Source organism: Thermogemmatispora carboxidivorans (assembly GCF_000702505.1).
Lineage (GTDB): Bacteria > Chloroflexota > Ktedonobacteria > Ktedonobacterales > Ktedonobacteraceae > Thermogemmatispora > Thermogemmatispora carboxidivorans.
Genome location: NZ_JNIM01000001.1, coordinates 834,336 through 854,403, shown reverse-complemented (window position 1 = coordinate 854,403; position 20,068 = coordinate 834,336). Strand labels below are relative to the sequence as shown.

Sequence of the window (20,068 nt, the reverse complement as noted above, 5' to 3'; positions counted from 1 at the left end):
GTGGCTTTGAGCATGCAGGCAGGCGTGAGCCAGCCGCCCCCTCGCGCCCGCTAAACCCTGGCACCAGCCTCGGCCTGGTCTCCGGCAGGCTGACTGGTACAACGCTTGACTGGACGCGAGAAGTTGCCGATCTCAACCGCGGGCAGCTCCTGACGCAGAATCTCAATCAGGGTGCGCATGCCCAGGGCCTTACCAAGCGAATCGAGAGCAGGAAGACGCGGCAAGAGTACCTCGGGATCGATGTTCAGATTGCGGAGCTGGATCAGGCGCAGACCCGTCTCACGCACAAAGGCCAGAAGCGCCTCCACCTCGCGCTCGCGATCGATCAGACCAGGGAAGCAAAGCAGATTGATAGAGGCATAGACGCCTGCATCGCGAGCGCGCTGGAGCGACTCTTTCACATCGGCCAGCGTATACCCAATCGGACGATAATAGGCTGTATAGGTCTCTTCGCGGCCAGAGATAGTACTGGCCCGCAGCATATCGAGGCCAGCATCATAGAGGCGCTGTAGCCAGCGCGGATTGCTTGCATTGGTATTGATATTAATGACGCCGCGATCCGTCCGCCGGCGGATCTCACGGATGGCCTGCTCGATACGGCGCCACTGCAGCAACGGCTCACCCTCACACCCCTGGCCAAAGCTCACAATCGCCTCCTCAGCCCGCTCCAGATGGGGGACGGCCACCTCCACAATCTCCTCCACCGTTGGCACAAAGGTCAGGCGATCCTGGGGTGAAATCAACTGCTCCTCTTCTTGCTTCGAGATGCAGCCTACACAGCGAGCATTGCAGCCAGGAGAAACCGCAATAGCCATCTCCCAACGGCCAAAAAACAGATTACTGGCCGTTGGGCAATAGTAGTCAAGCGCACAATGGGCATGCTGCTTCACCACGCGATTATGGGGATAGGCCGCCAGCTTCTCCTGGACAAGGCGCTCCAGGGTACGGCGCGGGAAGGTCCGCGGATGCCATTTATGCGGATCATCGGTTCTGAGGGCAGCCACAAAGAGCCGTCCCTTCAGGCCAGCCACAGCGCAGTAGCCAAAGAAAGGGAGCGGCTCACTCATGGGATCTCTGCTATAGGCTGGCAAATGAGTGCGTGTATAGCCAATCGGCAGCAGGGCCGCCAGGGCCCAGACCCCCCGCCGCTGCAGCGTACGACGCTGACCAGCCGCGTCCAGCCCCACAGGCAGGCGCCCAGGAAGCATCGAGAGCGTCGCCCCATCGGGGAGAGGGATCAGCTCCTCAGCCCGGAGCGGACTTCCATCAAAGGCCAGCGCGCGCAGCCCCCGCGCCTCACGGACCTCCCCCTGCGCCGTCGAATAAACAAGATACGGTTCCTTCATAGCACCTCTTGCACTCCGCTCATCAAGCAGCAAGGACACAGATGAGCGCCTGATCATCGCTGCTTTCCACCCGCCACCGCTCTTGCCCCACGAACAGCCGAGAACATAGTTATCAGCAAGCGGGTGAAAAAAAGACAAAGAAGAATTCCCGCAGAAGACAGACGCACCTCATCTGATGCCGCAGTTGCCCGCCATGCTGGCGCAACAAGGCGGCAGCGGAGAGTGAGAGCGTGCGCTGTCCGGGTGGGGGACGGACGCCCCTGCTCTGGAAGCTGAGTCACTCAGTGGACGACCGGCGGGATGGCCGGCAGCTGCGGATTGGTCGGAGGCCCTTCGGAACACTCGTCTTCTAGAAACCGGGAGTGAGTGCTACCGGCCTGAGTCTGAGCCTGGGCAGGCAAACGCTGCTCCAGCTCCGACATCTCCTCATAGACAAAGCTTAGCAGAATATGGTTGTTCAGCACGCTCTGGCAGACATGACGGATGCGGGGGCGCTCGGCCTCCATCCAGGCATTGATGGCCGCCTCAAGGGCGGAGATGCTATCGCCGCACTGGGCACTATCAAAGCCTTTGTATCGATACACCCCTCTGTCCTTTCTCTGCTAGAACACTCAGGCAGACTCAGGTACACAACGCTTTCTATCATCCCTCTGGACAAGAGTTTACCACGAAAGCGCAGGACTGACCACTGCCCCCAGGCGCTGCAGCTCCGAGAAGAAGTGCGGGAAGCTCTTGGCCACATGCTCCACCCCACGCAGCGACAGCCCGCGACGGCTACGCATCCCTACGATGGTCAGGGCCTGCAGCAAGCGATGGTCGCTATGGCCATCGACCCAGACCCCACCCTCGACGCCCTCTGGCTGTCCCTCGACCACAATGGCATCCGGCAAGGGAGTCACCCGGCAGCCAGCCCGCTGCAACTCGGCGCAGAGATCGTTAATGCGATCCGACTCCTTATAGTGGAGATTTTCCACGTTATAGAAGACACTGCGCCCCTCGGCAAAGCAGGCCAAAGCCACTAACACCGGAATACAGTCGATCATCCGGCTGCCATCCAACTCCAGCCCCCGCAGGGGTCGCCCCCCACGCATACACAAGGTCTCGCCCTCGCGCCGGAGATCGCAGCCCATTGCCAGCAGCGCCGCTACCAGCGCTTCACCATCCTCCTCACCCGCCGGCAAGCGCCCAAGCCACAGCTCGCTGGCCGGATCAGGCATAGCAGCACAGGCCGCCAGCAGCGCCGCCGCCGAAGGATAATCCCCAGGTACCACATAGGTAGCCACACGGTACGCCTGCGGAGCCGGTACCAGGAAGCGCCGGAGAGCAGCATCGTGCTCGACGACAATCCCCGCTTGACGCAGCACTTTGAGCGTCAACTGCACCATCACCTGAGAGGTTAAGCCGTCAACGACCTCGATCGTCAGTGGCTCAGCGAGCAAAGGAGCCAGGAAGAGCAAAGCACTCACATATTGGGAACTGCGCGCACCCGAGACCCTGACCAGCCCTCCATGCGGCTGGCCACCATAGAGCGTGATCGGCAGATAGCCCTCCGGTCCCTGAGCCTCAACCCGCACCCCCAATGCTTCCAAGGCCTGCAGCAACTCACGATTTGGCCTGCGCCCCAGCGACTGCGGCTGATCGGTCACAAAGGTCACCTGTGGCAGCCAGGCCGCGACACCGAGCAAGAGGCGCAGCACCGCTCCTGCATTGCCAACGTTGATAGTGACCGCGCCCGCGGCCCGCGGTCGTCCCACCCCTCTCACCCGCAAGCGCTCGCCCGGCTCCCCCAACCAGTCGAGCTGCGCCCCCAAGGCACGGCAGCCCCGGAAAAGCGCCTCGCTATCCTCGCTAAGAGCAGGGAAGAGAATCTGGCTCTCCCCCTCCGCCAGGGTTGCCGCCAACAGGTAACGCAAGGTATAGTACTTGGAAGAGGGAAACGACGGTTTCCCTCGCAGCAACGCTGTCGGCGCAACTGAGAGACTGCGCCCTGGCTCGCCCGCCGCTGTGGTTCTCGCGTCTCGTTGTTCCATCTCACTAGCCTGGCTCGTGCACGCCTCACGTCATGCATCACACTGCCCTGTAGCGCGCAGCCGAGCCGTATTCATCGTAGGCAATAGCCCCGCCAGCAAGGCCGGAGCTTGTCTTCAAGATAGTATCACGCTGGTGCGCCCTTTCTCAAGAGGCGAAAGAAAGAGAGAACATGCAGGCCAGCAGATACAACTTTGTGGTCAGCACCCAGGGAGACATATGTCTCCTGCTCGCCTTACAAAAGAATTACACTGTACATACAAGCCGTGCCACACTTTATAGTGCATCATTTTATCTTTTCAACAAGGGAAAAGCCATAGCTATCAATTGACTAAAAATGTATATTCTGCTATACTAGGATTCCATATAGCAGAATTTCTAGGAGGCGCCAGACGATCGTGAAACAAGACCATTTTGTCATTGTGGGAGCGGGGATCGTGGGACTGGCGACGGCCTATGCGCTGCTGGCCCGAGGCATAGAGCGCGTCACCGTACTGGAGCAGGAAGTTGTCGATCATCCACGCTCTACCTCTCACGGAGCCTCGCGTCTATTACGCTTTGAATACGGAGCGAATGCCCTCTACTCTCAAATGGTGATACTCAGTCTAAGTCGCTGGGTGACATTGGAGCAACTGACAAAGCGAACCCTCTATCTGCGCACAGGTTTACTCTTGCTCGGGCGTGAGGATGACGGGTTTACTCTGGAAAGCCATCGTACACTGCGGGCATTGGGTCTGCCGACAGAACGGCTGGCAGAGCCGCAATGTCGCCGACGTTTTCCCCAATTTGAGACGCATGCCTTTGATCTGCTCACTTATAATCTAGAAGCTGGTATTCTCCATGCCTCGACCGCTCTACGCGCGCTCAAGGCGCTCGTAAGCGAGATGGGAGGAACCATCTATGAGAGAACGCGCGTCTGTGCCCTCGACGCCAGCAGCCGGCAGCGGCCACTGCGCCTGCGACTAGCCGATGGAGCCACCATCAGCGCCGATCGCGTTGTCCTGGCGACCGGGCCTTGGGTGCATCGTCTGCTAGGCGAGCTTCACCTGCCCGTTCAAACAACCCGCCAATACCTGCTCTATTTTGGTGGTCTGCCGCTCTCCAGCTTTGGCGTCCACAACTTTCCCGCCTTTATGGCCAACGATCTCTATGGGCTACCCATTCACAGTAGCTACAGTGCCAATGGCGAGGGCCTGCCCTGGCTCAAAGTTGCCTCTCACGCCACCGGTCCGGTCATCGACCCGGATGAGACCGAGCATCCAACACGCAGCCAGCAGCTTGTGCGCCAGGCCATCCACGATCTAGAGGAGCTGATCCCGGCTCTGCGGCGGGCCTATCTGGCTCACGTTGGCAAATGCATCTACGACATGAGTCCTGACGGGGACTTCATCATCGATCTCCTGCCCGACGAGCCGCGTGTCGCCTTTGCCACCGGCCTCTCGGGCCACGGCTTCAAATTCGGTCCCTTGCTTGGTGAGCTGCTGAGCAGCCTGGTGTGTGGCGAGGAACCGCTGGTACCGCTCAAGCCTTTTCGCCTGGCCCGCTTCCAAGAGCGCGATGCCCTGAGCAGCCGCCAGCCCGGGCCTATCGATCAGCGGGCACCCAGGTAAGCAGCGACCCATCGCCTGCGTCGAAGAGCAAGTAGAGGCGCGAGGCGATGGGCGCCACTCGCCCCAAAGGGCGTAGCGGATCATGGACCTGGAACGGCCCCAGCAGCTCGACTAGACAGACCTGCTCTCGGCCAGCAAGCTGGGAAACCAGGCTCTGCTCAGCGCGCCATTGGGCCAACAGTGAGGCCGCCTCGGGGACGGGCAGAAAGCGCACGCTGCCAACCCTGGGGACACTGCCAAACATCGTAGAGAGAGGCGGGTGTTCAGCGAGATAGGTGCGCACATCCTCCTCTGTGAAGGCCGGCCAACCCTGCCCCCGGCAAGGAATCGCTAGCCGCTCCTGCCCTTGCACCCGCCCCTCCTCTCCAGCGGAGCCCGAGCCAGCTCCACCAGGGAACCAGCTAGACATACTGCTCACCTCCTTGTTGACAATCGCTCACCTCCAGATTCGTGCCCTCTGCCAGAACATATTACCCGCATTATTTCAAGCGAGCATCATCATTATATAAGGGAGGAGCGTAGGGAAGCTGACAACAGCAGGCCCCGCATCGTCCTGCATAGCCCAGTCTCGCCAGGCAGGCACAGCCAGACAGGGCCGCGCACAGCCAGGCAGGGCACTCCCGAAGCAGCTTCTGCGGCGGACTACGGCGCAGACTTGCGCCAGCTTGCAGACGCCCTCTTTGTGTACTACAGTATGCTAGTTGTAAGACGGAGGCTGTTCCGTTTGAGGAATACTGCAGGTGCTTTTTAGAATTCAGGAGGAAGGAGAGACATATGGTTCGAACACGCACACACCATGAAGAGACAGCCGGTCGCGAGCTGGAGCCTCCTACCGAGTTGCTCACCGTAAGCGAGGTCGCCCAGCGGCTCCGCGTCGATGACACCACCGTACGGCGTTGGATCAAATCGGGTGCCCTGGAGGCTATCCTGCTCCCCCACCGTGGGAAACGTCAGGGCTATCGTGTCAAGAAGAGTACACTTGATGCCCTGATTCATGGCACGCCAGCAGTCAGCGTCTAGAGGACCTCTACAGAGAGCCAGGTTTGCGGCAGCCTGGCCAGGGGAGGGCGCCGCAGCATGACGCGACGCTTCACCCCGCCGAGATCGCACCAGGCTCACCCAGCCAGCGGAGGGCAGTGGATCAGGTGGAATAGGGAGAGGAAAAGAGGTTCAGGCCGGCCCACCTTCAGCCTCCCCAGGCCTCGCCCGGTTCCCACTCAGCGAGCACGCAGGCCCGAGGCCCACAACGCACAAAGAGTGGTGAGCCGGCTTTCTTCTCAGCCTTGCACCACTATCCCTCCGCGCTCGGTGCAAGGCTGAGTGAGAGCGTGAGGTCTCCCGCACGAGCGAGACACAGGCAACAGCACACGGCTCCCTTGTTCCCCCCCAGGCCCCAGAAACCGGCCTGACCTGACCTGGCGTATGGCCGCGTTTGTATGCTATGCTATTAGAAAAGACTAGCAAAGGATCTGCTTTACTGATAGCACAAAGGTGAAGGGAATGGCAGCAAATCGAGGCAATCGCGAAGCACGCAAGGCCGAATTGCTCAGGATCTCGCGCGAGGTCTTCGCCGAGAAAGGATTCGAAGCAACGACCATCTCCGAGATCGTGGCCCGCGCCGGCGTGGCCCAGGGAACTTTCTATTGGTACTTTCCATCCAAAGCCTCGGTCTTGACAACGCTCGCCCGCGAGATGCAAGAGCGCATCGAGACCACGCTCCGACGCGCCTACGATGAGGCTCACACTCTGCAAGAGATGATCGAGCGCAGCGTGGCCGAAACGTTCCAGACCATGTCAGAGTACCGCGACATCCTGGCGATCGTCCACTTCAATACCTGCTGGACCGAGCACCCCGCCGAACGCCAGCATATCTTCGCTCCCTACTACGGCCTGATCGCCGAGATCATCCGCCAGGAGCAGCAACGCGGCTCTCTTAGCCCGACGATTAACCCCGAGGTGACGGCGATTCTGATCGTCGGTACCGTCTACTACGCCGCCGAAGAATGCTACATCTATAACTCGCCCGTCTCCCCCGAGGTCTTCATCGCCGAATGCTCTAGCTTCATTCGCCACGCACTCGGCATCGCTTGACGCTGCTTCACAGCGGTAGCTCGCTCTCGCTCCCGGTATCCTGTCCGGTTGCAGAAACTACCCTAATTTACCAGGCGATCGTTTTCCCCTTGACAATCACCTGATTGCCGGCTATAGTCATATACAACAACGGTTGACTGACTGTCAGTCAATTTAGTTGACGGTTCAGGATCTGGCGAGGGCCAGCCAGCCCCGACGCGGCTTTGTCGGGGTGGCGCCTCCCTCACAGGCAGGCAGGTACCCAGAAACAGGGGGAAACAACCCATGACTACCGAACCGGCCCAACAGGAAGGCTTCATCGATGTCGATTCTGAACAGACGCCACCGGTTGAGAAAGATCGACTCTATCGCCTGTGGGAGGAAGGGAACTGGTCAGCAAAGGCGCTGGACTTTAGCCAGGATGCACTGGATTGGAGAGAAAAGCACAGTGAGCGAGAGCGGGCGGCCATCCTCTGGAATTGTTCGATGTTCCTCGACGGCGAGGAGTCGGTGACGCTGACGCTGGCTCCTTTTGTGGAGCCGGCGCCCCGGCCAGAGGACAAGATCTTCCTCGCAACGCAGATCGCCGACGAGGCTCGTCACCACGTCTTTTTCGATCGCTTTATTCGCGAAGTCTGTCAGCTCGGCCAGGATATCAGCACGACGCTCAGTGCAGTTCGTCCCCATCTGAGCTGGGGCTTTGTGCAGGTCTTCACGGAGCTTGATCGCGCAGCAGAGCGGCTGCGTCGCAATCCGCATAGCTTGCCGCTGCTGGCCCAGGGTGTAGTACTCTACCATATCGTCATCGAAGGGATGCTGGCGCACACCGGTCAGCACTTCCTGCGCGAATATACCACCCGCACTGGCCTCCTTCCAGCCCTGGGACGCGGCATCTTCTTCGTCTCCCGCGACGAGTCGCGACATATTGCCTTTGGCATCCAATTGCTGCGTGAGCTGGTGAGCAAAGACCGCCGTTGCAAGGAGGCCACGATCGAGATGCTCAACCGCATCCTGGCCTGGACGGCGGGTGTGCTGGCTCCCCCCGATCACGATTGGTCGTATATTACCTGCCTTGGCTTTACCCCACAGGAGATGTTCGCTTTCGGCCTGCGATCGCTGTATACAAAGCTACGCCGTGCGGGCATCGACCCCCACGAGGTGAGCGAGCTGGCCAAGCTGGGCCTCGATGACCCCTTTGAGGTCCAGGCCGAGCGCATTATCAAGTTCATCGAGGGCGGTGTGCTGGGCACTGGGGATGCACCCCATGTGACTGAGGAGACAATGGAGACGATCTTTACTTCCATGCGCCTGGTGGCCGCCTGGTCGCAGCAGCGCTCGAAGCCACTACGGGCCTCTATCCAGTGGCTCTTCGATGATATGCAGCCTCGCTACCTGAAGTTGGAGCCGGGCGAACCACCGGTCGCTGGCGTGGGCCGGTTGGAGAATCCGCGGCTGACGCTGCGCTGCTCAGCCAATGATTGGGCCAGGCTCTCCAGCCGCCGACTCAATCAGCGTCAGGCTGTCCTCTCACGTCGCCTGCGCATCAGCGGCGACTGGCGGCTGGCACTGGAGCTGCCGCGCCTGCTCGCCGTTTAGGCAGAGGCAGCCGCAAGCCGGGGAGAGTGAGCCGCTCCGGCTCGGGGCTCGGGCGCCAGGAGCGGCCAGCTATACCCTCTCTTGTCTGTCTCTGCTCGCTCAGCTCGTTGAGCAACGTTTGCTTTCCTGGTTAGCCGGGGCTGTTTACCGGCAGGTCGCTTCACCGTTGAGGCGTGGAAAAGGAGTGTCTACAATGGCGATGTCTCAAGAACCACAGGCGGAAGGCACCGCGCAAAGCAGCACTAGCCAGAGTCAACAAGTGATCGTTGTCGACCTCTCCAGTCGCTCCAGCCGCACCCACGCGCTGACGGGCGCGCTGGCAGGACTGCGCCAACGCTTCAGCGCCTGGCGCACGTACCGTCGCCTGCGCACCGCCGACAAGGAGGCCCGGCTGGTCCAACAGTGGCAGCGCTGGGGTCGCTTCCGCCGCTGGCGCCGCTCACGTCCCTTCGCAGGCTCCATTTTGCTGATCCTCTCCGGCCTGCTGGTCCTCTGGGGCCCGGCTATGCTCATCCGACTGGCCATGCTCCCCGGCAGCACTCTCTGGGCTGGCCTACTTGTCGGCTCCTTGCTGGTCATTATGGGCGTGATCCAGCTGCTGGTCCCTGCTTATTCACTCATCACCGGCTCTATCGGCGTGGTGCTCGCCCTCGTCTCTCTGGTCGCTTCCTCTTTCGGCGGCTTTGGGATCGGTATGCTGCTTGGCATCATCGGTGGGGCCTTGGGCGTAGCCTGGCGTCCTGTGGCTGCTAGCAAACGGAGCGGCGTGCAGCGCTCGTCTCTCCGCGCCCGCGCGACCATGCGCTCATGAAGCCATTGCCAGCCAGGAGCTTTAAGCCAGCAAGGATAACAGATCAGCGAACCTGACTATCTTTCCAGATTATTATCCTGTGTGCGTCTTTCTCCGTTCGTCTGTGATCCCGCTTATCGGGATTACATATACATAAATATATATCTAATCATGTAGTACTTGAAAAGGAGAGCGTCTCATGGAAAACGAGCACGACACCGGAATGACCCGGGAACCAGAGCGTGAGGAAACGAGCCTGCCCATGCACCTGCCCCCGTTCGATGCCGAGGACATTGATGTCAGTCGAGTGGAAACCATTGAGACCAGAGCAGTTGTCGATGAAGACGAGGAGCTGCCTCCGGTAGGGCGCACCAATCGAACTGTTTTCTGGTCGGTGATGCTGGTCGCAGCCCTGCTGCTCTTCGGGATGCTTGGAGCAGTGGAGAACGGTGCCATCGCCCTGGCGGCAGCGGCGCCGCTGCCGGTCACGGTGCAGGCCAAGGTACTGCAGGCCAAGAACTTCCATCTTTACCCGGGCATCTCGCCTGCCGATAACAGCACCCCGGTGGCAGTCAACCAGCTTGATGGTACCATTACCGATCTGGTGATCAGTAAGAGCATCAGCCTGGGGCCGCTGGGTACTGTGACCGTCAAGCTGGAGGCGGGCCAGAACACGCCAGTGTCGGTGACGGGGTTGACGAACGACGCCACAGGTCTGCAGGCCGATGAAGGCCAGTTCCAGAACCTCGTGCTCAGCACTGGCCCCAATCCTTTTGATCAGACGGCCACCAGCGCGACGCTGACCAATCTGACCATTAATTCCCCATACCAGGCTGCCAACAGCATCACGCTGCCTGGTCTGACGCTGAGCATCACCCATAGCTAAGAAAAGCTGGCGAGAGATGGGTCGCTTCCTGTAAGGCCCGTCCATCGTCACCGCGCGGGTGCAGCGGTGCTCTCAGGGTCGGCTGCACTCGCGCGCTCTCCCCGTCTGGTCTTCCAATGGTACGATTGCCACCTGACGGTGATGGTATTTTCCTTTCTATCCTCGCGAGCTCAGCGGACGAATAAGTTGCGCAATGTAATAAAGGTCAGGCCAAGCTATGAATATGAAGAAGCGTTCTCCAGCAATGCTGGCATTCTGGGGGAAAATCGGCGCACTCTGTTCTTTTCTGGTGCTCTTGATTCCAGCTTTTGTTGCAGGGGGTCAGGTGGCCTTCGCCGCTAGTGCAGCAACAGTGCCGCAGGCCGGGCCGGAGTTCTGTCTGCCGCCGCTGATCCCATGCCATCATCGCACGTCAACCCCCACGCCAACCGTTGACCCGCCGACTCCCACGCCGACGCCGTCGCCAACACCCTCGCCAACGCCCCGGGTGACACCCACACCCGGTGAAACAGCCACGGCCACCCCGACGCCGAGCGCGGTCCCTTCAGTCACTGTGACGCCCGGGGCCACGGTGACCGTCACGCCAACACCGACACCTACGGCTACGCCCAAGCCGACTATTCTCACGGCTCCTAACTCGATCGTCTTGCGGGCAAGCGAGATCATTGGCACCAATGCCCATCTGAGCCTCCTGCCCGACCCGTTGCACCCTGTGCTGACCTTTAGCTCCACTACGATGTCGGGGTTGCAGATCTCGCGCGATCTTGGCAATGTGACCATTACTATCACGGCCTCGGGGACAGCGGTAGCGACCGGCGTTTCTATCAAGACTTCTATCTTGCAGGATATTGTTACTGGCCTGAGCAGTTTCGCCAACAAGGCCGATCTGCTGGTTCTGGCTACTGGGGGCACAGTCCCCCGGCTTGTGATGACCAATGTGGTGCTTTATATCGACCGTTCCCTCAACAGCGCCTCCCTCGAGGCCGGTGGGCTGCAGGTCTCTTTCTCCTGAGCTGACCCCTTTGCTGATCCTGCCCTGTGCAGCCCAACGCACAGCAAAAAAGAAGGGGAACGCGCCAGTGCGTTCCCCTCTTGCTTCTTTCTGCCTACAGAGAGCTTCTCGCGTCTTTTCGAGACAGAACCGGGATGAGCCAGGGACAACTGTAGCAGAGCAGGAGGACCGCCCCCAGAACGGGGTCGGAATCCGGACAGGAGCATCGGAGAACGATGCGGGAACCAGGTGGGAAGCTGAGCGTGCTTCCCCTGGAAGCAGGTGGTTGCCAGTCGAGGCAGGCAGATGGACATAGCCGCCAGAGAAAGGGAACACTTGTCTCTGCCACCGCTGAGCGAGGCAGGTGGTCCTTGCCACATGAAGGCAAGTGGTCCTTGCAGGGGAGGAAGCCGGCCTTGGGGACCGCCGTCTCGACAGCCCGGCTTCCCCGTGTGGCGCCGTGAGGCTTGAGAAGCGGCTGGAGACGGTGGCCAGTGTGGGAGAGCGCACCTGGCAGGACTCGAACCCGCAACCACTTGATCCGAAGTCAAGCGCTCTATCCAATTGAGCTACAGGTGCAGCGCTTCCATGATAGCATAGTCCCCCTCCAATCTTCAAGTCCCTTCCTCCCTTCCTTTCTACGGAGAGGGACAGCAGATCAATGACCAGGGAGGAACCAGGAAGGGCCAGTTGTTCCCTGCCCCCTTCCCAGAAAAAGGTTTCTGCTCTATGCTAGTCAAAAGCAGGTACACTGGAACGGGGGTAAGCGGACGCCAGCTTACTTGTTTGTCCCCTCCCCGCCGTGAGCGGCTTGAACTCCTGAGCTGTCGCGGGCCATCGCTCAGTCCCATCCAGACGAGAGGACACGAGGTAGAATGGAAAGAGAGATAGGACATCTTTCATAAGCAGAGCGCGCAGACTCAGAGTGCAGGTCCGCACGATGATGGTATGCTTTACAGAGAGAAGGGAAGTCGCGGTTCAATGTCGCGATCATGTCACCTATCCACAGGAATAACCGTTAGACTACAATGTAGTTATCGGTGATCCTTTCTCTCTCCATTGAGCTGACAGAGACAAAGGGAAGGAGTACACAATGTCAGGGCTTGTCTTTCCGCCGGCAGCCCAACGCCCACGCAGTGCTATTATCTTGATTGTCGAGGACGATGCCGACTTCGGCAAGTTTCTGGAGGAGGTTATTAACAGTGAAACCCCCTACCAGGCGGCTCTTGCCGATAATGGCTCCTGCGCCCTGGAGAAGGCCAAGCGCCTCCGTCCCTGCCTTCTGCTCCTCGACTATAAGCTCCCGGACATCAACGGCTTAGAGGTCTTTGACCGCTTGCAGGAGGTGGAGGAGACACGCGGTACCCCAGCCATTATGATGAGCGCCGACCTGCCCTACGAGGAGCTGCAGCAGCGCGGTATCCATCCCCTGCGTAAGCCGATGGACATCCGACGCGTGATCCGCGTGATCACCCATGCCCTGGCTACGAGCGAAGAGCAGCAGCTGGCCCGTGCTCAGCAGTCGTTCCAGCCGTTTCAGCCGCCCCAGCAGCAGCAATCACAGTCACAGCAGCAATTGGTGCGCGCCCAATCCTGAATAGTGCTGGCAGTCAGGCCATAGATTGACCCGCGCCCTCTGCAGTAGCGCCGAGCGGCTTTTCGTCGCCCGCAGCAGGGCCGGTTCGTCCATCAGCTGCGTTCTGCAGGAGCGAGTCGAGAGCCCGAGGCAGAGCGAGATCTGGGCCGAGTAAGGAAGGGTTCTTCTCTTCGTCTGACTTGGCAAGCAAGCAGACAGGTGCAGAGGCTGTCTCATACCCGTCCGGCCCGGCCTGGCCCGCTCCGCTTCGGGCTTTTTGCTACCTCTCCCCTACCCAGCCCTCCATCTCTATCCGCCTGCTCCATCTGGCGGCTGGCTTATCTGATCAGCTGATCAGCGCGCCCCCCAGTTCCCAGGCCCCCAGCTCACAGGCAGGCAGAACGGCCTTTTCACTCTCCGTTTTACGTACCGGCCATGCTCTCCGTAATATCTGATAGGGAGGGTTCGCATTTTGAAGGAGAAGGAACGTCTTGCCATCCCTTGACACACTTGCTACAATGCGCTTAGAACGCCTTTCGGCAACATACTACCTGCTCATCGCAGCACCCAGACAAGGGCTGCTCGCTCACAGAGAGAAGAGAAACGGGGGTCCGCATGCAGTCGATATTTCATGGCGATCGATACGAGAGAGAGAGGCCCTGGGACCGCCAGGGGCAGGCGGTGAACGAGGGATCGGATTTCTACTACGATGAGCAGGCGAACCGCTGGGCCGTACTCCGACATGAGGTGGAGGTGGGAGAGGATATGCGGGAGGAGCACACCCTGGCCGGCTGGGAGCAGCGGGATACGGAAGAGGAGATGCTCGCTACTGAGGCGCCCGTCGACGCCGAAGAGCGCTGCGATGAGCCGCGCCACGTTGATATTGTGGTGGCCGGTGTAGGCGGCGGAGGTACCAATGCGGTGAATCGCATGATTGATATGAATGTCCGGGGCGTGCGTTTCATCGCGATGAATACGGATGCGCAGGTGCTGGAGCTGTCACAGGCCCCTCTGCGGATTAGCCTGGGCCACCATTATACTAAGGGTTTGGGAGCAGGCGGTAACGCGGCTGTCGGTATGCGGGCCGCAACGGAGAGCGCGGCTGAGATTCGCGCCGCGCTCAAGGATGCCGACCTGGTCTTTATCGCTGCCGGTTTGGGAGGCGGCACCGGTACGGGAGCTGCCCCAGTGGTGGCTTCAATTGCTCGCAAGCTGGGCGCCCTGACCATCGGCATTGTGACACTTCCGTTCAGCTTTGAAGGCTCTCGCCGCCGCCGCGTGGCTCACGAGGGCCTGGCCGAGCTGAGCAAAGAGGTTGATGCACTGATCACTATTCCCAACGATCGCTTGCTAATGTCGAGCACGCGGGATCGCAGTCTGGCGGAGGCCTTCAAGGTCGCCGATGATGTGCTGCGCCAGGGAGTGCAAGGGATCGCCGAGGTCATTAATGTGCCGGGGCTGGTCAATGTCGATTTCGCTGATGTGCGGAATGTCTTGCGCGGCGCCGGTAGCGCCCTGATGAGCATCGGCGAGGGAAAAGGCCGCAATCGCGCTCAGGCTGCCGCCCAGCAGGCCATCGCCGGTGGCTTCCTGAATGTGACCATCAAAGGGGCGCACCGTGTGCTGTTCAATATTAGTGGTGGCGAGGATCTGACGCTCTTTGAGGTCAACGAGGTGGCGGAGTGCATTCGTAGCGTGGTCGACGAGGCAGCAGATATTACCTTTGGAGCGGTCATCGATCCAACGCTGCAGGATAGCCTGCGAGTAACGCTGATTGCCGCTGGCATGGGCGAGCCACTGGCAGCCCAGCCACCAGCGTTGATGGCGGGAACATCGCGCCCGGCCCAGCTTGAGGCAGCAACCCAGGCCAGCAACGGTGCAGGCACACCCGAGCCAGCCCGGGCATCTCACCAGATGGTCCCCATGCCGCCACTGACGCCGCGCCCTTCGCTCTCCCACGGGGTTCCCGCCGCCTCAGCGGCCCCCTTGCGTCCACCTGCGTTGCCACGTCCGCAGCGCAGCCTGGAAGATCTGCGAGGCCTGCGCAGCCTGGCACGCCGCTACCAGGAGCGGCTAGAGCAGGAGCAGGAGATTAGCGCGCCTCCCTTTCTGCGCCGTCGCTAGGAGGCAAAGAGGGTCTCTGCTCTGAGTTGGAAAGAGAGCGACGCCTCGCTCTAACGAACGATTCCGGGGCCACCAGCGAGACAAGTCAAGGCACGGGGAGCTGACCACCGCAGTGGCCAGTCTCCCCGCTGGCTAACCTCCTCGCCAGCTAGCTCTTCCCGTGGATCGGTGTGTTTGCCGAATGGCTAGCAAACACACCGACATCTCTCATCTCAGGCCCGCCTGCACGAGAAAGAGGGAAGCAGCGGGAGCGCGCGGGCAAGCCACTTCCTCTCTGAGGCCCTCGGCAGACGAAGCAGGCGATGCTAAGGAGTAGTGCCGCTCTCATCCGGCGTCTGAGCTGGAGCAGCGGCAGAGCTAGCAGCACGTCCCCGCTCACCGCCCTTCTTACCAATGCGCGAGTAGAAAGCCGAGCCTTGCTGACGCTTCGTCGACTCTCCGCCTTTCTTACCGATCTCGGAATAGAACTGAGGGCCACGTTTCTGCTTGACCGCTTCGCCTCCCTTCTTACCGATTCTAGCGTAGAACTCCGTACCATACTTCTCGCGCACAGCCTGACCGCCATGCTTGGCCTTCTGCGATCCGGGTTCCGGTCCGCGTTTATTGTTCGCCATAGAAGGTCCCGCCTCTCTTTCACTCAAATCCACGTTTACCCAACAACGCGGCGAGACAGTCTCTGCTCCCAGCGAGAGAGACAGAAATCTCGCAGCCTTCTAGCTAGCGCAAGGGATGCTTGCGAGCCTGAGCCACGCGGTTGGCGATCAGGGCCGCGGTGATGCCCGCGCCGACGCCGTTATCGATATTGACGACGGCAAGGCCCGGGGCACACGTCTGCAGCATTGACAGCAGGGCGGCCATGCCCTTGCCGCCCAGGCCATAGCCAACCGAAGTGGGCAAGCCGATGACAGGGACAGGAACCAGCCCTGCCACGACCGAAGGGAGCGCCCCATCCATGCCAGCGGCCACCACGATCGCATCTACGTCGTTCGAGAGCAGGTCGCGCAGCGGGCCAACCAGACGGTGCAACCCTGCCACCCCCACGTCATAGATACAGGTCACGCGGCAGCCCATTTCCTCGGCAACGAGGGCCGCCTCCTCCGCTACCGGGACATCGGAGGTGCCTGCCGTGATGATACCAACATGCCCCCCCGTGTCGGGACGCACAAAATCGGGCCTGGAGATGACCATCGCTCTGGCGGCTTCGCGCAGACGAATGGTGTAACCACGAAAGACCTCAAGGAGTGCTTCCTTTGTCTCTGAGCGCATGCGGCTGACAATCGCTCGCCCTGAACCAGCCAGCAGCGCCTCGGCCATAGCAATCACTTGCGCCGTCTCCTTGGTCTCCCCAAAGATGACTTCCGGCGCCCCTTTCCTGCGCTCGCGGCCAGGATCAGGACGGACTGTAACCGGCTCGGATTGCACACGCGACGAGGCTGGTTGCGACCCCTCGCTGCTGTGCATCTCCGGCCCCTCGCTCAGCTGCTCCAGCTCCGCGAACAGCTCCCACTGTTCGTCAGACCGATGACTCATGGAAATGTACACTCCCGATTGAGCAAAATAATTGTCTTCCTATCCAGGAATTCTCCAACGCCCAGTAGTGTAACACATTTCGATAGAAAGAACAAGGCAATTATGCCGGTACCAGGACCACCAGGGCCATAAGGGCCGTGGGACAAGCACGTCTAGGAAAAGCGCTTCCGCTCAATCGCCACATTCCCAGCCAGTCGCCAGGTGAGTCCGGCTCAGGCCGCCAGGCAGACCAAGAAAGAGGCAGATAGCCCCTCCCAACCAGAGGGCCGACCTGTTTCTCCTCCACCTCCTGCCAGGCGTTCCCTTGCTTCAGCGCCTGCCGGCCAAGCCGGCTGGGCGTAAGCTCTCCTATACTACCTGTCTATGATATAATGTACTCGCACCTCCAAATGTGGTCTATTTCTAACAGGTGCTATGGAGTCGCACCGGCAACCGCTCCTCCGGGCCAAAGAGTACTTTACTCTTATGCCCTAAATGCTTTTTTGTCCGCTTCTCGGAGGCTCCCTGCGACTCCCAACCTACCGTTCATGGGAAACCTATTCCTCCCAGGGGAGAGTCTCGGGCCAGCCTCTCAGCAATGGGCTTGTCAGATGCTCGTTTCAGATGTATCCTGCCTGTCAGCACACAGTGAACATCGCAGGATGGCAGAGCGCGAGCGAGTCAGGGTCCAGGGTCAGTCGGATTCCTGTGGCGTCGCGCTGCTGGCTTCCGCCCGGACCGGAGGAACGACCACGATGCCTTGTAAGAGAGGTTCAGGGTGACAACCTGTATGAGGAGATCTCGCTACCAGCGCTTGGGCTTGGGCGCCTTGCTCTCGGGATTGGCCATGCTCTGGCTGCTCCTACTGAGTGCCTGCGGCCCAACAGCTAACCAGCTTTCTCCGGCGGCGACGGTGACCATTAATCCCGCCTTCCAGGCAAGCACCTCGCCCCTGCCTACAGAACCGCCCTACCGCTGCGGCGCTTGGGCTTCGAACAATGCTCCGTCTCCGACAGCGGTCATTACTATCTATGCTCGCTTGACTAAAAATATGCAGGGCGTGTCAGGCGCTACAGCCACGGCGGTGGTCCATTTTAGCAGTGGCGATACGCCTTTGACACAACAGCCTACGAGTGATCAGGGCGGCTATGTCCGCTTTACGCTGCCCCTGGCCAGCCGACAGCCGCGCAATGTGCCGGCGACTGTCGACGTGACTTTTACGAATATCCCCGGTGGGCCTGCTAGCCTGCGCTGCAGCCCGGCCTTCTTTACGCCTCAGTAAGGTCCTTGCTGGTAAGGCTGGCTACAGAATCGGCTGGCTGGCTGGCTGACTGGCTGACTGGCTGACAGCGCGGGCAGAAATGGGTACTCCGCTGGGCAACGCTGATGCGCTGGATCGCTGTACCGCAGCGTCGACAGGGTTGACCAGTGCGCTGGTAGACCTGCATATGGCCATAGTTGCTGCCGGCTTCTCCCCAGAGGCCGCGATAGTCGTTGAAAGAGGTTCCTCCATGTTCGATGCCGAGCTGGAGCACCGCGACGATCGCCTGGCGCAGGACGGCCACTTCTTCGAAGCTGAGTGTCTCGGCCCGGCGCAGAGGATGGATGGCCGCTACAAACAGGGCTTCATCGGCATAGATGTTCCCCAGACCGGCAATCAGGGTTTGCTCAAGAAGCACTTGTTTGATAGGTCGCCTCTTTCCTTGCAGCAGCAAGGCCAGCCGCTCGCTGGTGAAGTCCGGGTCGAGCGGTTCGAGACCCAGGCCAGCCAGAGCCTCAGCCTCCTGGTTGCGGGACCAGAGGGCCAGCTTGCCAAATTTGCGCAGGTCGTTATAGAGTAAGCGCCTCCCATCAGCTAATGTGAAGCAGACACGACAGTAGAATGGTTGGTCATGTAGCAGACAGAGGGCTTCCTCCTGCTCCTCTTGCTGCTTCTCCTGGCAACGGCACTGATAACTCTCGCTGATAAAGGCTGGTCCCACTCGTTCCCACAACGCCCGGTCCTGCTGCTGGAGCCGGCAGTCAAGGCTCCAGCCAGGAGGCAGGACGAGCAGGTTGCCGGTCATGCGCCGGTGGATGGTCAATAGATAGTCACCGCTAAGGTCCAGCAGGAGCAGCTTGCCGCGGCGGCGGACCCCTTCAATGCGCCGTCCGGCAATGTCCTGACAGAAGGCCCTGCTGTTGGGCCGGGCAATGCTCCGCTCCCAAAAGACTTGCGCTTCCGCAATACTGGCTCCAACAAGAGCAGCGCGTACCTGACGCGCCGTATATTCAACTTCTGGTAGTTCTGGCATGATTCTACTCGCTCGCTTGATGATACCTGTACTGCCTGAGAGCAAAGCCGCCAGGGGTGCAGCAGCCAGCGCTCTGCCGCATCATGCCCACTGTCCCTGATCCCTGCCACAGAGCCAGGCTTCAGTTTGTTCGGGTCACGGAGTCGGAATCGAGGAGGAGGGGGAAAATTTCCCAGACCCGAAAGCCCGTCTCTGTATCTTCAATGCAAAGGCGGGACGGATAGCGCAAGAGCAGCCAGATCGCCAGCAAGTCGCCGGCACAACCGGAGAGATGACCAGCCCCTGCCAGGACCAGGTACGGAGCTACTGCTGGCCAGCACCACATGAGCAGGGCCAGGAGAAGAGAGAGGACCAGACAGGGAGCCAGGCCCACTGTGAGATACTGGTTGCGCCAGAAGAGCTGATGACGCGCGCCGCAATAGAGGGCCACAGGGAGGCGCATCCCGTAATAGGGCCGCCCTCCCCAGAACCGGAAGACCAGCCCATGTAGCAGCTCGTGTAGGGGCAGCAGGACCAGATAAACGACGCTGCTGACCGCGAGCCACACGAGCAGGTGCACGAGGTCGGCTCTCCCCACGGACCAGCCGTGAAGGGACCGCCAGCTGAGCACGAGGACAGCCAGAGCGCCGAAGCCCGCCAACCCGATGAGCAGAAGCAGGAAACTGAGCAGCGTCAGCGGATAGAGCAAGGGTGGCTCTAGCAGAGAAACCTCTCCTCGCAGGAGAACCAGTCCAGCGTCGAGAGCAGTCTGAAGCTCTCGACGTCGTTGAGGATGGAAGCGATCGATAATTCTCACGGCTGCGCCCGCTCTTTGCAGCTTTGCTTACTCGCCAGGCCTCTTCGTATCTTTCCCGGGACCAGGCTTCTGCAGATTGATGATACCACAGCTATTCGCTCAGAGGATAGAGGAGAGCCGCAAGCCAGGCGGAGAGGATCGCTCATTAGCCTCAGTTGCTCGCCTCCTTCGGCTGAGGAACGAGACCGCAACCATGCCGGTTGCAAAGGCTCCCCGGGCGTGCTACCATACGAGGGAAATGGCGCGAAAGGATGCAACCTATGCGGCGAATTCCTGCCCTCGCCTACCTGGCAGCTGCCCTGCTGGCCTTCTGGCTCTTGCTGGCCACGATGATGATCATCTCTGGCTTCCCTTTCATCGTGGTAACGCTTACTCTCAGCAGCGACCTGATGATCTCCATTTTCGTCCTGGGGCTAGCCTGGGCCTACCAGAAAAATCTCTGAATGCGGGCA

At 60.4% G+C, this 20,068-nt stretch carries 19 protein-coding genes and 1 tRNA gene; 11 read left to right on the top strand and 9 right to left on the bottom strand.

The window, feature by feature from the left end:
* Positions 1-50 precede the first annotated feature (50 nt).
* From N688_RS03310 to aroA, 3 genes are all read right to left on the bottom strand, one after another.
* Complete coding sequence (locus N688_RS03310) at positions 51-1,346, bottom strand: radical SAM family protein (protein ID WP_052887954.1); 1,296 nt, start codon at positions 1,344-1,346, stop codon at positions 51-53.
* 281 nt (positions 1,347-1,627) lie between these two features.
* The gene (locus tag N688_RS03305) at positions 1,628-1,930 is read right to left on the bottom strand and encodes a hypothetical protein (protein WP_052887953.1); all 303 of its coding nucleotides are present in this window, start codon (positions 1,928-1,930) and stop codon (positions 1,628-1,630) included.
* A gap of 78 nt (positions 1,931-2,008) precedes the next feature.
* The gene (gene aroA / locus N688_RS03300) at positions 2,009-3,376 is read right to left on the bottom strand and encodes a 3-phosphoshikimate 1-carboxyvinyltransferase (protein WP_081838464.1); all 1,368 of its coding nucleotides are present in this window, start codon (positions 3,374-3,376) and stop codon (positions 2,009-2,011) included.
* Between the two features lie 396 nt (positions 3,377-3,772).
* On the opposite strand from aroA, the gene N688_RS03295 reads away from it, so the two are divergent.
* Positions 3,773-4,984 (top strand): FAD-dependent oxidoreductase, encoded by a 1,212-nt coding sequence (locus N688_RS03295; protein WP_052887952.1) that lies wholly within the window; start codon positions 3,773-3,775, stop codon positions 4,982-4,984.
* Here N688_RS03295 and N688_RS03290 read toward each other — a convergent pair.
* Positions 4,959-5,393 (bottom strand): hypothetical protein, encoded by a 435-nt coding sequence (locus N688_RS03290; protein WP_052887951.1) that lies wholly within the window; start codon positions 5,391-5,393, stop codon positions 4,959-4,961. The genes N688_RS03295 and N688_RS03290 overlap by 26 nt on opposite strands.
* A gap of 365 nt (positions 5,394-5,758) precedes the next feature.
* Between N688_RS03290 and N688_RS03285 the strand changes: the two genes are divergently transcribed.
* The 6 genes from N688_RS03285 to N688_RS23715 all read left to right on the top strand — a co-directional run bounded on the left by N688_RS03285 (position 5,759) and on the right by N688_RS23715 (position 11,338).
* Positions 5,759-6,004 (top strand): helix-turn-helix domain-containing protein, encoded by a 246-nt coding sequence (locus N688_RS03285; RefSeq protein WP_052887950.1) that lies wholly within the window; start codon positions 5,759-5,761, stop codon positions 6,002-6,004.
* Positions 6,005-6,484: 480 nt separating this feature from the next.
* Complete coding sequence (locus N688_RS03280; RefSeq protein WP_052887949.1) at positions 6,485-7,075, top strand: TetR/AcrR family transcriptional regulator; 591 nt, start codon at positions 6,485-6,487, stop codon at positions 7,073-7,075.
* Between the two features lie 264 nt (positions 7,076-7,339).
* A complete protein-coding gene (locus tag N688_RS03275) occupies positions 7,340-8,650 on the top strand; it encodes a ribonucleotide-diphosphate reductase subunit beta (protein ID WP_052887948.1) in 1,311 nt (436 codons plus the stop codon).
* 199 nt (positions 8,651-8,849) lie between these two features.
* Entirely contained in the window at positions 8,850-9,461 is a 612-nt protein-coding gene (locus N688_RS03270; RefSeq protein ID WP_156025272.1) for a DUF6114 domain-containing protein, read from the top strand.
* 178 nt (positions 9,462-9,639) lie between these two features.
* Positions 9,640-10,326: a DUF6230 family protein gene (locus tag N688_RS03265; protein ID WP_052887946.1), complete on the top strand. Its 687-nt coding sequence runs from the start codon at positions 9,640-9,642 to the stop codon at positions 10,324-10,326.
* A 244-nt stretch (positions 10,327-10,570) separates the two neighbouring features.
* On the top strand, positions 10,571-11,338 hold the full coding sequence (locus N688_RS23715; RefSeq protein WP_052887945.1) for a hypothetical protein: 768 nt from the start codon (positions 10,571-10,573) through the stop codon (positions 11,336-11,338).
* Positions 11,339-11,822: 484 nt separating this feature from the next.
* On the opposite strand, the gene N688_RS03255 is transcribed toward N688_RS23715, so the two are convergent.
* Positions 11,823-11,896 (bottom strand) — tRNA-Arg (locus tag N688_RS03255).
* 514 nt (positions 11,897-12,410) lie between these two features.
* On the opposite strand from N688_RS03255, the gene N688_RS03250 reads away from it, so the two are divergent.
* Entirely contained in the window at positions 12,411-12,914 is a 504-nt protein-coding gene (locus N688_RS03250) for a response regulator (protein ID WP_052887944.1), read from the top strand.
* Between the two features lie 594 nt (positions 12,915-13,508).
* Positions 13,509-15,017, top strand: coding sequence for a cell division protein FtsZ (gene ftsZ, locus N688_RS03245; RefSeq protein WP_202901829.1), 1,509 nt, complete (start codon positions 13,509-13,511; stop codon positions 15,015-15,017).
* Positions 15,018-15,322: 305 nt separating this feature from the next.
* On the opposite strand, the gene N688_RS03240 is transcribed toward ftsZ, so the two are convergent.
* Both N688_RS03240 and larB read right to left on the bottom strand, forming a co-directional pair.
* Positions 15,323-15,631 carry a KGG domain-containing protein gene (locus N688_RS03240; protein ID WP_052887943.1) on the bottom strand — a complete coding sequence of 103 codons (309 nt, stop codon included), beginning with the start codon at positions 15,629-15,631 and terminating at the stop codon, positions 15,323-15,325.
* Positions 15,632-15,734: 103 nt separating this feature from the next.
* Positions 15,735-16,547, bottom strand: coding sequence for a nickel pincer cofactor biosynthesis protein LarB (gene larB / locus N688_RS03235; RefSeq protein WP_081838460.1), 813 nt, complete (start codon positions 16,545-16,547; stop codon positions 15,735-15,737).
* A gap of 769 nt (positions 16,548-17,316) precedes the next feature.
* Here larB and N688_RS03230 point away from each other — a divergent pair.
* Positions 17,317-17,808, top strand: a complete 492-nt coding sequence (locus N688_RS03230; protein ID WP_156025271.1) for a hypothetical protein — start codon at positions 17,317-17,319, stop codon at positions 17,806-17,808.
* Here N688_RS03230 and mutM read toward each other — a convergent pair.
* Positions 17,795-18,820, bottom strand: coding sequence for a bifunctional DNA-formamidopyrimidine glycosylase/DNA-(apurinic or apyrimidinic site) lyase (gene mutM, locus N688_RS03225; protein ID WP_052887941.1), 1,026 nt, complete (start codon positions 18,818-18,820; stop codon positions 17,795-17,797). The two genes, N688_RS03230 and mutM, sit on opposite strands and share 14 nt — an antisense overlap.
* Positions 18,821-18,941: 121 nt before the next feature.
* Positions 18,942-19,616 carry a DUF3267 domain-containing protein gene (locus N688_RS03220; protein ID WP_052887940.1) on the bottom strand — a complete coding sequence of 225 codons (675 nt, stop codon included), beginning with the start codon at positions 19,614-19,616 and terminating at the stop codon, positions 18,942-18,944.
* A 260-nt stretch (positions 19,617-19,876) separates the two neighbouring features.
* Between N688_RS03220 and N688_RS03215 the strand changes: the two genes are divergently transcribed.
* On the top strand, positions 19,877-20,059 hold the full coding sequence (locus N688_RS03215) for a hypothetical protein (RefSeq protein ID WP_052887939.1): 183 nt from the start codon (positions 19,877-19,879) through the stop codon (positions 20,057-20,059).
* Positions 20,060-20,068: the final 9 nt, after the last annotated feature.